The 12,557-nt window shown below is 60.4% G+C and carries 9 protein-coding genes; 7 read left to right on the forward strand and 2 right to left on the reverse strand.

Translation table 11 applies throughout. From position 1 onward, the window contains the following. Positions 1–64: 64 nt before the first annotated feature. Complete coding sequence (locus AC2FLU_RS06460; protein ID WP_496808606.1) at positions 65–1,804, reverse strand: serine protease; 1,740 nt, start codon at positions 1,802–1,804, stop codon at positions 65–67. A gap of 207 nt (positions 1,805–2,011) precedes the next feature. On the opposite strand from AC2FLU_RS06460, the gene AC2FLU_RS06465 reads away from it, so the two are divergent. Beyond that, entirely contained in the window at positions 2,012–2,944 is a 933-nt protein-coding gene (locus AC2FLU_RS06465) for a glycine--tRNA ligase subunit alpha (protein ID WP_496808605.1), read from the forward strand. A gap of 5 nt (positions 2,945–2,949) precedes the next feature. On the opposite strand, the gene AC2FLU_RS06470 is transcribed toward AC2FLU_RS06465, so the two are convergent. After that, entirely contained in the window at positions 2,950–3,582 is a 633-nt protein-coding gene (locus AC2FLU_RS06470) for a MarC family protein (RefSeq protein WP_480476530.1), read from the reverse strand. Positions 3,583–3,660: 78 nt separating this feature from the next. Here AC2FLU_RS06470 and AC2FLU_RS06475 point away from each other — a divergent pair, with 78 nt between their 5' ends. The 6 genes from AC2FLU_RS06475 (at position 3,661) to AC2FLU_RS06500 (ending at position 12,540) form a co-directional block, all read left to right on the forward strand. Continuing rightward, a complete protein-coding gene (locus AC2FLU_RS06475) occupies positions 3,661–4,182 on the forward strand; it encodes a DUF6446 family protein (RefSeq protein WP_480554683.1) in 522 nt (173 codons plus the stop codon). Further along, positions 4,158–5,405: a sodium/glutamate symporter gene (gltS, locus tag AC2FLU_RS06480; RefSeq protein ID WP_496808604.1), complete on the forward strand. Its 1,248-nt coding sequence runs from the start codon at positions 4,158–4,160 to the stop codon at positions 5,403–5,405. The genes AC2FLU_RS06475 and gltS overlap by 25 nt, the downstream gene beginning before the upstream one ends. A gap of 9 nt (positions 5,406–5,414) precedes the next feature. Beyond that, entirely contained in the window at positions 5,415–7,634 is a 2,220-nt protein-coding gene (gene glyS, locus AC2FLU_RS06485; RefSeq protein ID WP_496808603.1) for a glycine--tRNA ligase subunit beta, read from the forward strand. Between the two features lie 89 nt (positions 7,635–7,723). Beyond that, positions 7,724–10,264, forward strand: a complete 2,541-nt coding sequence (locus tag AC2FLU_RS06490) for a putative PEP-binding protein (protein WP_480476946.1) — start codon at positions 7,724–7,726, stop codon at positions 10,262–10,264. Positions 10,265–10,451: 187 nt separating this feature from the next. After that, on the forward strand, positions 10,452–11,093 hold the full coding sequence (locus AC2FLU_RS06495) for a cell wall hydrolase (protein WP_496714527.1): 642 nt from the start codon (positions 10,452–10,454) through the stop codon (positions 11,091–11,093). Between the two features lie 73 nt (positions 11,094–11,166). Further along, positions 11,167–12,540 carry a multicopper oxidase family protein gene (locus AC2FLU_RS06500; protein WP_496808601.1) on the forward strand — a complete coding sequence of 458 codons (1,374 nt, stop codon included), beginning with the start codon at positions 11,167–11,169 and terminating at the stop codon, positions 12,538–12,540. Positions 12,541–12,557 lie beyond the last annotated feature (17 nt).

Genomic DNA, 12,557 nt, shown 5'->3' on the forward strand with positions numbered 1-12,557 from the left:
AAAGCGCCGCAGGTTCATGCGGCGCTTTGATGTTTCAATGTCTGGTTTCAATATCTGCGCGCGTTCAATCCCAGCAATGCACCAGAACCGTCATTCCGGTCGCGCGCCGGTTCAGCTCGTTGGGGGAAATCCGGGTGGTTTCCTCGCTCGACTGACCGGAAACACCGGCTTTCGTCAGGATTTCTGTCAACCGCTCGACCGTTGCCGCAAGGCTGACTGACGCGGGCAGGGTGCGCCCCTCGGACGGTGTGGGCAGCAGCATGCCAACCACGTTGCCGCTGTCGTTGAAGACCGGCCCGCCCGCATCGCCGGGCTGTGCGTTCAGCGCCAGCCGTTTGACACCCGTCTCGCCGTTCAGGCCACGGATATCCGCGATTTGGCCGTAGGTCAGCGTCGGTGCGCCCAAAGCCCCCTGGTAGGAAAAGCCGGATACGGCCACTTCGGACTGGATGCGCGGTTGGGTGGTGCTGAAAGCAGCAACACTCATAGGGGCAAGAGCTTTTGCAGGACGCAGAACCGAAACACCAAGCTCCGGGTCCGTCAGCGCCAGCTGAACCTCCTGATCCCCTTCCAGAGTGATCCGGGTGCAGCTTTCGGCGGCTTCGGACACCGTCAGAACCGTGCCGTCCGCACCAGCGAAAAAGCCCGACCGCGACAACCGGGGCTTGCGGATCTGAAGACCCGAGACCAGATCGATGCGCTGTTCCGCATCCGCACCGGCGGCGGCATCCAGAACCGCGCCGGTTGTGCTCAGGCTGGTCGCCATCGCAGCCAGAACACGCAGGCGGCGCGCTTCGTCCCCTTCGGGCCAGACGAGTGTAAAGCCCTTGATCTTTCCATCATCCAGCCGCGCCTGCGTGAATGACACGATCCCATTGCCGCGCCCTTCAAGGGTAAACTGGTCGCGACCCAGCTCGCGCGGGCCGTTCAGCGGAACAATCTCAAGCGACTGCATCACCTCGTAAAGGGCGCGCAGCGTGTTCTTGTCACCCTCCTGACTGATCAAAAGGGCCTGGGCGTTCAGGTCCGAGGCGCTTTTGAAATGCACGAACGGCGCCTCATAGCGATCAAAGCTGACTGTACCTAACGGCATGTCCAGCGCAATTCCGGCTGCGTCATCGGAATACCGTTCTATCCCGGCCGAGATCAGCGGCGCGTTGTATTCATCTATCAGGGCCTTGCGTTGCACCGTGGTCAGAATGCCCGTCGCCTCATAACCATTGAAGCGCTGCCAATCGCCCATCGACCGGCGGGTTCCCTGACCGAAAGCGCCATCGATAGTCGAATTATAGAAACCCGCCGCTTGCAGGGCTGTTTGTAGGTCTTTCCGTTCCAGCGCCGTCAAAAGGCGCTCGGATTGCAACGCCTGTTCGCGGGTTTCATCCGAATCCTGCGGGGTCGTAACCGCCACGGGTTCTTCCGCCTGTGCTGCCGGTTCTGTCAGCACGCTAACAACGTCGCGGTTCACCGCGTTTTCGCCGACCGGCCAGAATTGCTGCCCCAGCGCGCTTGAAAACGCGACAAAGCTGTCACGCGGGATCTGCCCCTCGGCCCGGTATACGCGCAAAACCTGCTCGGCATCGCCGCGCGAATAGGGGCCAATGACTATGGCATACCAGCCGCTGTTCAGCCGAAACCCGTTCACGTCGGGCAAGGTGCTGGCATAGGCTTGCGCCCGGTCCTGCGCTTCGCGCAGCGAGGGCTGCGCCTCGACCTGAACCCAGACGCCGGGATCTTGTTGTGCGGTCGCGGCGCGCAGGCCGACCAGAAGAAACAAAAGAATTGCTGAAAATACGCGTGTCATAGTCTGCCCGTGTTATGCGGTGTTTGTACTGAGGTGCAGAATACGCGATTTCATTTGCCAAATACCATGCTGTGAATGCGGGGAATTTGTGGTGTGGCCGCGCAGATACAGCCACAGCCCAAAGCCCCGTTGACGCCCCTCGACCCCTTGCATAGGAAGGGCCAAACCGACCGGAACCGGGCGCACGGGGCGCCCAGAGGGAATGTCATGACCGAACCGACCAGCGCACCGCGTTCATTTCAGGAAATCATCCTTAGGCTTCAGTCCTACTGGGCCTCGAAAGGCTGCGCGATTCTGCAACCCTATGACATGGAGGTCGGGGCAGGGACGTTCCATCCCGCTACCACTTTGCGGGCGCTGGGGTCCAAGGCATGGGCCGCAGCCTATGTTCAACCGTCGCGCCGTCCCACGGATGGGCGCTATGGCGAAAACCCCAACCGGCTTCAGCATTACTACCAGTATCAGGTGCTGATCAAACCCAGCCCGCCGGATTTGCAGGAGCTGTATCTGGGCAGCCTTCAGGCCATCGGCATCGACATGGACCTGCATGATATCCGCTTTGTCGAAGACGACTGGGAAAGCCCCACGCTGGGCGCTTGGGGGCTTGGCTGGGAAGTCTGGTGTGACGGAATGGAAGTCAGCCAGTTCACCTATTTCCAGCAGGTCGGCGGCCATGACTGCACGCCTGTCTCGGGCGAGCTGACCTATGGGCTCGAGCGTCTGGCGATGTATGTGCTGGGCATCGACCACGTGATGGACATGCCGTTCAACGATCCGCAATCGCCCAGCCCGCTGAAATACGGCGACATCTTCAAACAGACGGAAGAGGAATACGCCCGCTGGAACTTTGACGTGGCCAATACCGAGGTTCTGCTGCGCCATTTCGAAGAGGCCGAGGCTGAATGCGCCACTATCCTGGCGCAGGCACATGACGACCCGAAAACCGGCAAGCGTATTATCATGGCGCATCCGGCCTATGACCAATGCATCAAGGCGTCACACATCTTCAATCTGCTGGATGCACGGGGCGTGATCTCGGTCACCGAACGGCAGGCCTATATCGGGCGCGTGCGGGCGCTGGCCAAGCAATGCGCGGATGCCTTTATGCAGACCGAGGCCGCCGGGTTCAGCGCCGGATGAGGCGATCAGGCCAGCCCCGGCAACAGGGCTTTCAGGCCGTCCGCGATCATGCTGACGGCGATAGCCGCCAGAATCATCCCCATAAAGCGGCTCATGATCACGCGCGCGGTGTCGGACAGGCGTTGGGCCAGCCAGGCCGCGTTCCAGAACGTGATCAGAAGCAGGCCAACAATGGCAAGGAATACACCAGCATAAACAATGGCTTCTACGGGCTTCTTGATCTGGTGTGCATACAGGATCAGCGTGGTGATCGTGCCGGGGCCGACCAAAACGGGAAAGGCCAGCGGATAAAAGGCGACGGTATCCGGTTCGGGGTAAGCGTCCTTTTCCCCCTTCGTCCCGTGATGAGAGGTGCTTTCGTGTCCGTTCAGCATGTTAAGGCCGATCATCATGACAACCAGACCACCGGCGACGCGCAGATGATTGACACTAATGCCAAAAAGGCCAAGCGCCTGACTACCGACCAAGGCAAAGGCGCCGCCAAGGATCAGGCAGTAAACCGCTGTTTTGACCGCAATCTTGCGTTGTTCGGCGGCGGACAGGTCCTGAGTGACGCTCAGAAACACCGGCAGGTTGGTGACCGGGTTCATGATCGCAAACAATGCGCCGAAAAATCCGACGGCAAGGGTGGATTCCATCGTGTTGACCTCGTTTCTGCCTGTCCCCGGATGAAACCTGTCCTATTTTACAAGAACTTGAAAGAGGCGGCCTGAAAGATGACGGGAAAACTGCTGACAATTCTTCTGCTGCTGTCGGCCATCGTGGCAGGCGTCGGCATGTATTATCTACAGGTCTACGGCTATTATTATGAGGTCGAACCGCAACCGGGGCAGGACGTTGCCCTGATTACGGATTCGGGCGGTGTGCCCGAGCCCATCGCCTATTCCGGGTTTCAGGCAATCGACGCCGACAGTTCGCCGATCCGGTATCGTGCCTGCTTCGAAACCGAATTGTCGCCGGACCAGATGGCTGGATACGTGCCTGTCGAAAACTCCGAACCCCTGACCGCACCGGGATGGTTTGAATGCTACGATGCGGTGTCTTTGGCGGATGCGCTTGAATCCGGGCAGGCGCGGGCGTTCATGGGGGTGAAGAACATCCATTTCGGCGTCGACCGGATTGTGGCGATCACCGCGGATGGCAAGGGCTATGTCTGGCACGCGTTGAACAATTGTGGTGAAAAAGCCTATGACGGTACCGTCGTGGGCGAGGAATGCCCGCCGCGCCCGGAAAACTGAAGGAGCAGATCGTGGGCCATGTCATAGAAATCCCCGATTTCCTGACGGCCACTCTGGGGTTTGCGGTCTATCTGATCGGGGCCGAGATCAACGCACGTGTGACAACCCTGCGCAATTTCAACATCCCCGAACCCGTAACAGGAGGCCTGCTGGCCTCGTTGGTGGTTCTGATGCTCTATCTGGTATTCGGGATCGAACTGTCCTTTGGCCTGACAGCCCGCGATTTCCTGCTGGTCCTGTTTTTTGCCGGGATCGGCCTGAACGCCCGCCTGTCTGACCTCATTGCGGGTGGTGAGCCGTTAATCTTGCTTTTGGTTCTTACTCTGGCGACGATTGTCTTTCAGAATGTGATCGGCGCGGCTGGGGCGGCGATCTTCGGCTATCCCGCACAGGCCGGTGTGTTGTTCGGATCGGCTGCCCTGATCGGTGGGCACGGAACGGCAATTGCATGGGCGCCGGATGTGGCGCAGGCAACGGGCCTTGACGGCGCGACCGAACTGGGTGTGGCAGTCGCCACCCTTGGATTGGTCCTTGCTGCGCTGGTTGGCGGACCGATTGCGCGCCTGTTGGTCGAACGGCGCGGCCTGACGCCTGACCGCCCTGACGAAGAACCCAGCGTCGGATTGCCGGATGAGCATGACGGGCACACCACAAGCATCGATCATCTGACCGTCATGCGCGTCCTGCTGCACCTGAACCTGGCGATCATCTCGGGGTATGCGCTGAATGAATCAATTGCCGCCGCCGGGCTGAAGCTGCCGCTGTTCGTGCCCTGCCTGATCATGGGCATCGTGATCGCCAATCTGCGGGACGCGCTGTTTCCCGGCGCTCCGAAAGTGTCGCGCACACCGTCGCTGGCGCTGATTTCGGAATTTGCGCTGGGCGCGTTTCTTGCAATGTCGCTGATGAGCTTGCAACTCTGGACCATCGCGCAGCTGGGCATGGCCATTGCAGTGATCATGACAGCGCAGACGGTGTTCGCGGTGCTCTTCGTCCTCTGGGTGCTGTTCCCGGTCATGGGGTCCAACTATCGCGCTGCTGTACTGGCCGCCGGGTTTGGCGGCTTTGCGTTGGGGGCCACACCCACCGCTATCGCAAATATGACAGCCGTGACCAAGCGATATGGCCCATCGCCTATTGCCTTTATCGTGCTGCCCCTTGTATCCGCCTTTTTTGTGGATATCGCCAATGCCATCGTCATTCAGACGATCGTCAATTTCTAAGGACCGACAATGCCCGACCTGCTGATCGAACTGTTCTCCGAAGAGATCCCCGCACGGATGCAAGCCCGTGCCGGCGAGGATCTGAAAAAGCGGATTACCGATGGTCTGGTCGAGGCCGGTCTGACCTATGCAAGCGCGGCCGCCCTGACCACGCCCCGCCGCCTGACGCTGGCGGTCGAGGGGCTGCTGGCGAAAAGCCCCACCATCCGGGAAGAACGCAAGGGTCCAAAGGTCGGCGCACCCGACAAGGCAATCGAAGGGTTCCTGCGCGGCGCGGGCCTGACCCGTGATCAGCTGGAAGAACGCGAAACGCCCAAGGGGGCCATCTATTTCGCCACCATCGAAAGGGCGGGTCGCCCCGCGGCAGAGATCATTGCCGAAGTGCTCGAAACCACCATCCGCAATTTCCCTTGGCCGAAGTCCATGCGCTGGGGCAGTGGCAGCTTGCGCTGGGTGCGTCCGCTGCATTCGATCCTGTGCATTCTGACGGATGAGGCCGGGGCACAGGTCGTGCCAATGGATGTCGACGGCATTTCGTCCGGCGACACCACAGCAGGCCACCGCTTTATGGCGCCCAACCGCTTTTCGGTCACGTCTTTCGACGATTACGCGGCCAAGCTGAAGCGGGCTTTTGTCGTCCTGTCCCCCGAGGAACGCGCCCGGCACATCTGGAACGACGCCCAGAACATGGCCTTTGCCGCCGGTCTTGAACTGGTCGAAGACAAGGGCCTGCTGGCCGAGGTCGCCGGGCTGGTCGAATGGCCGGTCGTTCTAATGGGACAGATTGACGACGAATTCCTCGACCTGCCGCCCGAGGTGCTGCAAACCTCGATGAAAGAACACCAGAAGTTCTTCTCGGTCCGCAATCCCAAAACGGGCCGGATTGAACGGTTCGTCACTGTTGCGAACCGCGAAACCGCGGACAATGGCGCGACCATTCTGGCGGGCAATCAGAAAGTGCTCTCAGCCCGTCTTGCCGATGCCAAGTTCTTTTGGGAAAATGACCTGCGCATCGCCAAATCGGACATTGCACAATGGACCCGCGCGCTGGAGAACGTCACCTTCCACAACAAACTGGGAACGCAGGCCGACCGGATCGGTCGTATCGCCGCGTTGGCCCGCGAACTGGCACCAGTAACCGGTGCCGATGCCGATCAGGCTGAAAAAGCCGCGCGCCTGGCCAAGGCCGACCTCAGCTCGGAAATGGTCTACGAATTCCCTGAGCTTCAGGGCCTTATGGGGCGGTATTACATCGAAGCGGCAGGTGAAGATGCCGCCGTGGCCGCCGTCGCGCAAGAGCACTACTCGCCTTTGGGGCCGTCGGATGATGTCCCCACTGCTCCGCTGTCGGTGACCGTTGCATTGGCCGACAAGCTGGACACACTGACCGGGTTCTGGGCGATTGATGAAAAGCCTACTGGCTCGAAAGACCCGTTTGCCCTGCGCCGTGCGGCGCTGGGGGTTATCCGGTTGGTGCTCGACAATGACCTGCGTCTGCATCTGGATCGGTTTTTCGACAGACAGCTGCTGCGTGCTGAAAGCGCTGCAAACGAGGCGCTGGCGGCTGAAAATGTTGACGAACTGTTGGATGAAATCGCAGATCATGGCGTGTTTGGCGCAGCCTTCCAGACTGTCAAGGAAAGGCTGGGAGAATTGTCGGGTGCCGATTTCCTGAGTCTTGAAAAGAAGATACCCGACGCATCCGACGATCTCCTCTCGTTCTTCCACGACCGCCTCAAGGTCTTCCTCCGCGACGAAGGCATCCGTCACGACGTCATCGATGCCTGTATCGCGATGGACGGAAATGATGATCTCAACCTGCTGGTCAAACGCGCCCGCGCGCTGAACGCGGTGATCGCGACCGAGGATGGCGAGAACCTCGTGCAGGGCTTCAAGCGCGCCAACAACATCCTGACCCAGGCCGAAGAAAAGGACGGGGTGGAATATTCCTACGGTGCGGATGTGAAATTCGCCGAAACCGACAGCGAAAAGGCATTGTTTGCCGCTTTGGATGCAGCACAGGCGCAAATCGAGCCCGCGCTGAAATCAGAAGATTTCCCCACGGCCATGGCCGCCATGGCCGGGCTGCGCGGGCCGGTGGATGCGTTCTTTGAGGATGTGCAGGTCAACACCGACAATGACATTGTTCGCCGCAACCGGCTGAACCTTCTCAGCCAGATCCGGCAGATCTGCTCCAGCGTGGCCGATCTGACCCGGATCGAAGGGTAAACGACTGGGCGCACTGGCAGGCGCGCCCACAACGCACTTGCGTGAAGGGCGCAAGCGCCTATGCTGCAGACAAACCAAAAGGTGCTGCAGTGCAGAATAATCCGAATACAACGCTCATTACATCCGACGCGCCTGTCACCGCCCATACACATGGCGGGCGGGCCAAATGTCTGCAACGTCTGGTCCGGCTGGACCTGCCGGTGCCCCGAACCGTTGCGCTGTCATTTGATGCCGTTCACCAGATTGCAGAAGGGGCGATCCCGGATATTGCGGCGATCCTCGAACAGTTCGACCCGACCTCGTTGCTATGCGTCCGACCCAGTTCCGAAGATCCCGATTGGGGCGGCCCCGGCGCGGTTCTCAATATCGGAATGAACGACGCGCGCTATGTCGACCTGTCCGACACCATGGGCGCCGAGGCCGCCGCAGCTCTGTATCTGCGGTTCGTTCAAAGCTATGCGATCCACGTGGCACGGCTGGATGCGGATGTGTTCGATGACATCGAAGCTGATGGCCGCGAGGGGTTGCGCCACTCGCTGCGCGCCTACGAGGATGAAACCGACGAGGTCTTTCCGCAGGACAGGGGCGAACAGCTGATCGGTGTTCTGCGCTCGATGGCGCGTGCATGGGACGGGACGTCCGCGCGCTTGCTGCGGCAGGCCAAGGGGGCACCCGCAGATGCCGGGCTTGGGTTGGTCATCCAAGAGATGATCCCCGGCGTCGGGAAAGGCGAATGCGGATCTGGCGTTCTGCAACTGGTTGATTCCACAACCGGAATGCCACAAATCACCGGCCGCTATCTAAGCCAGAGTCAGGGGCGCGATGCGCTGGGTGAAGATGTGGCAGCCCTGTTTCTGGAAAAAGACCCGCGCGGCCCCTCGCTGGAAGAGGTCGCACCAGATGCTTTCGCCGAGGTCAAGGCTCAGGCCGCGCTGATGCGCGAGAAACTGCGCGAAGAGATGCAGGTCGAATTCGTCATTCAGGACGGCACCGTGCATATTCTCGATGGTGTCCGGGTGCAGCGATCGGCCCGCGCGGCCATGCGCATTGCCGTACGTCTTGCCGAAGACGGTATCATACCGCCGCAAGAGGCGGTGATGCGTGTCGACCCGCACGCGCTGAACGAACTACTGCACCGTCAGGTCCACCCCGATGCGCAACGCGATGTGCTGACCACGGCCATTGGTGCCAGCCCCGGTGCCTCGACCGGCAAGATCGTGTTTACCTCGGCCGAAGCACAGGCCAGTGCCGCCCGTGGCGAGGCATGTGTTCTGGTGCGCCGGGAAACCTCGCCCGAGGATGTGCGCGGGATGCACGCCGCCGTTGCGGTTCTGACGGAAAAAGGCGGCATGACCAGCCACGCGGCCGTGATCGGGCGCGGATTGGGTCTGCCCTGTATCGTCGGGGCCTCGGAAATGCGGTTTCAGACGAAAGACAAGATGCTGACCGCACCGGATGGCCGGGTATTCAAAACCGGCGATATTGTCACCATTGATGGCAGCTCGGGTCAGGTGCTGGCCGGTCAGCCCGCCATGCTCGAGGCCGCGTTGGATGACTGTTTCCAGACGCTGATGGGCTGGGCCGATGCCGAGCGTGACATCGAAATCCGCGCCAATGCCGACACACCGGCTGATGCGCAGACGGCCCGGAACTTTCAGGCCCAGGGGATCGGTCTGTGCCGGACCGAACACATGTTCTTTGACCCCGGTCGTCTGATCGTGATGCGCGAAATGATCTTTGCGCAAACCTCGGCGGGCAGGGCGGCGGTGCTGGAACGCCTGCTTCCGATGCAGCGCGAGGATTTCGTTCAGCTGTTCAGGATCATGGAAGGTCAGCCTGTCTGCATCCGCCTGTTCGATCCACCCTTGCATGAATTTCTGCCGACAACGCGCACCGGGCAACGGGAGTTGGCCGAGGCGCTGGACCTGCCCGTGTCCGACGTCGAACGCCGGGTTGAGGCGATGACCGAATACAACCCCATGCTGGGCCTGCGCGGCGTTCGTCTGGGTGTCACCGTACCCGAGATCTACGACATGCAGGCGCGCGCGATTTTTGAAGCCACGCTTGACGCCCGAAAAAACGGTGCTCCGGTGGTGCCCGAAGTGATGATCCCGCTGGTATCCGCCAAGCGCGAGGTTGAACTGGTCAAATCCCGCATCGACTCGGTCGCCGCCGCCGTTGAATCGGAACGCGGGCAGAAGTTCGAATATCGGCTGGGCGTCATGGTCGAAACGCCACGCGCCTGTCTGCGCGCGGAAGAGATCGCGCCACAGACTGCTTTCATGAGTTTTGGAACGAACGACCTGACGCAGATGACCTACGGCCTGTCCCGCGACGATGCCGGTCGTTTCATGTCCGCTTACGTGCGGCAGGGGGTCTTTACCGAAGATCCGTTCCATGTCCTTGATCCGGACGGGGTGGGCGAGCTGCTGAAACTCGGGGCGGAACGCGGGCGTGCCGCGAAGCCGGATGTGACCCTTTCGGTCTGTGGCGAACACGGCGGGAACCCCGAATCAATCGCCATTTGCCGCGATCTTGGATTCGACTATGTGTCATGCTCACCGTTCCGGGTTCCGGTCGCTCGGCTGGCTGCCGCTCAACTGGCGATTTCCTCCAGACTTGGGGGTTGACACCGCGCCGGACCCCAAGGAATAGTGGGTTATACGGTCACTCGTAGGCGAAAAATATTTTCGCTACGGGCGATTTTCCACTTGCTTTTTTCAAGATACTGGACCTTTGCGTCAGTCTGGGGTATCAGCCTCGTCGCGCCCGCCGGGGGAGGGTAAGGCGCGTGATGTGCCTGTGCGAGGTTATCTGATGCTACGTTACATATTGGCTGTTGCCGCAGTGGCGGCAACCGTTCTGCCGAGTGCATCCTTCGCTGAGAAGGAAGCGACTGATACTGCAAAACAAGAACTTGTCGCCCGCAGCGAGCTGCCAGCGCAAAGTTTTCGGGACTATTTCAAGCTGTTCCAGCCCCGCAAGGCGGCTGAACCTGTCGAAGTGTCCTTCTCCAAAGACTGGCTTGACCAGCAACCAAAGGCCTCCGGTGGTGAAAACTGGAAATGCCTGTCCGAAGCCCTGTACTTCGAGGCGCGCGGCGAAAGCGTGCGCGGCCAGTTCGCGGTTGCCGAGGTGATCCTGAACCGGGTCAAAAGCAGCCGTTTCCCGGATTCCCTGTGCGGGGTGATCCATCAGGGGACCGGCAAGAAATACCAGTGCCAGTTCACGTATACCTGCGATGGCCGCAAGGAAGTCATCCACGAGAAAAAGGCGTATGAGCGTGTGGCGAAAGTCGCGCGGGCAGCCATTGATGGCGTGGCAAATGAGTTGACCGAAGGGGCAACACACTATCACACGACGTCGGTGCGCCCGTCCTGGTCGCGGGTCTATAAACAGACCGCGAAAATCGGCGTGCATGTTTTTTACCGTCACAACTACCGGACAGCGAGCAACTGATTGACGCACCCGCGCTGGAAGCTTGCTGGCGTGGGGCAGGTTGCACCCTATATTGCGGGCCAGGAGGCCCGTGATGATTTTGAACCGCAGACACCTTTTGCAATCCGCCGCCGCAGCATTGCTGATGCCGCGTGTGGCCAGCGCGGGTTTTGCACCGCTTAATGCGCGTGTAGCCAAACACCCGATCGCGCCAGAAAGTTATCCTGAAACGGAAGTCTGGACATATGACGGGTCTGTCCCCGGCGTTGAACTGCGTGTCAGGCAGGGCGACCGCATCCAGCGCACCCTGATGAACCAGCTTCCGCAAGCCACGTCGGTCCATTGGCACGGCATTCGCATCGAAAACGCCATGGACGGCGTGCCCGGCCTGACGCAGAACGTGGTCGAGACGGGCGCAAGCTTTGATTACTCCTTCGTCGTTCCCGACGCAGGGACCTATTGGTATCATGCGCATAACCAGTCGATGGAACAGGTTGCGCGCGGGCTTTACGGGCCGCTGATCGTCGAAGAAACTGCTGCCCCCGATGTGGATCAGGATCTGGTGCTGATGCTGGACGACTGGCGGCTTGATCCGGAAACCGCTCAGATCACGGATGATTTCGACAATGGCCATGATCTCAGCCATGCTGGTCGGCTGGGGAATATCATCACTGTCAACGGATCCCTTGACCCTCGCGTTGAGGCGCGACGGAACGACCGTCTCCGGCTACGCCTGATCAACGCCTCCAACGCGCGGATTTTTGACCTGAATCTTGACGGGTTGTCTGGTTGGATCGTCGCTCTTGACGGTATGCCACTGGAAACGCCGATCCCATTGTCTGGGGCTTTCCCAATCGCCCCCGCACAACGCATCGATCTTGTTGTGGATGTCGTGGCTGCGGGCGATACGGCAAGTCTGGTGAGCGTTGAGCGCGATGGTGCCTTTGGCATCGTTCGGTTTGATGTTGACGAACCCTTCGCACCTGCGCCGCGACAAGGCGTGTCAGCGTTGCCGCCCAACCCTTTGCCAGTCATCGAGGATGTCTCATCCGCACCATCGCACCGGATGTCCCTGCAAGGCGGGGCGATGCGCTGGCTGGACAGCGCCCGGATCGGGGACACAGAATTGTCAGGCCAAGAACTGGCGCAGTTGGGCCGGTTCTGGGCCCTGAACGGTTATGCGGAACGCCCGTCCGACCCGTTTCTGGATGCCCGGACCGGGGGTCTTCACAGGATCGAGTTCGTCAATGAAACAGTCTTTCCACATGCCATGCATTTGCACGGTCACCACTTCCGACTGATCCAGCCGGACGGATCGCTTGGCCCGTGGCGCGATACTGTTTTGGTTGATCGCGGACAAACCCGCCAGATCGCTCTGGTCGCGGATAATCCGGGGGACTGGCTGTTGCATTGCCATATGCTGGGACATGCCGCTTCGGGTATGATGAGCTGGTTTCGCGTCACCTGACGCCGCATTCGGCGGTT

It is taken from the genome of Ruegeria sp. SAZD013 (assembly GCF_059612525.1).

What these genes read in the sequence shown, in the direction of transcription:
- AC2FLU_RS06460 (WP_496808606.1), bottom strand. Translation starts at nt 1,804, where the DNA reads ATGACACGCGTATTTTCAGCAATTCTTTTGTTTCTTCTGGTCGGCCTG.
- AC2FLU_RS06465 (WP_496808605.1), top strand. Translation starts at nt 2,012, where the DNA reads ATGACCGAACCGACCAGCGCACCGCGTTCATTTCAGGAAATCATCCTT.
- AC2FLU_RS06470 (WP_480476530.1), bottom strand. Translation starts at nt 3,582, where the DNA reads ATGGAATCCACCCTTGCCGTCGGATTTTTCGGCGCATTGTTTGCGATC.
- AC2FLU_RS06475 (WP_480554683.1), top strand. Translation starts at nt 3,661, where the DNA reads ATGACGGGAAAACTGCTGACAATTCTTCTGCTGCTGTCGGCCATCGTG.
- gltS (WP_496808604.1), top strand. Translation starts at nt 4,158, where the DNA reads ATGCCCGCCGCGCCCGGAAAACTGAAGGAGCAGATCGTGGGCCATGTC.
- glyS (WP_496808603.1), top strand. Translation starts at nt 5,415, where the DNA reads ATGCCCGACCTGCTGATCGAACTGTTCTCCGAAGAGATCCCCGCACGG.
- AC2FLU_RS06495 (WP_496714527.1), top strand. Translation starts at nt 10,452, where the DNA reads ATGCTACGTTACATATTGGCTGTTGCCGCAGTGGCGGCAACCGTTCTG.
- AC2FLU_RS06500 (WP_496808601.1), top strand. Translation starts at nt 11,167, where the DNA reads ATGATTTTGAACCGCAGACACCTTTTGCAATCCGCCGCCGCAGCATTG.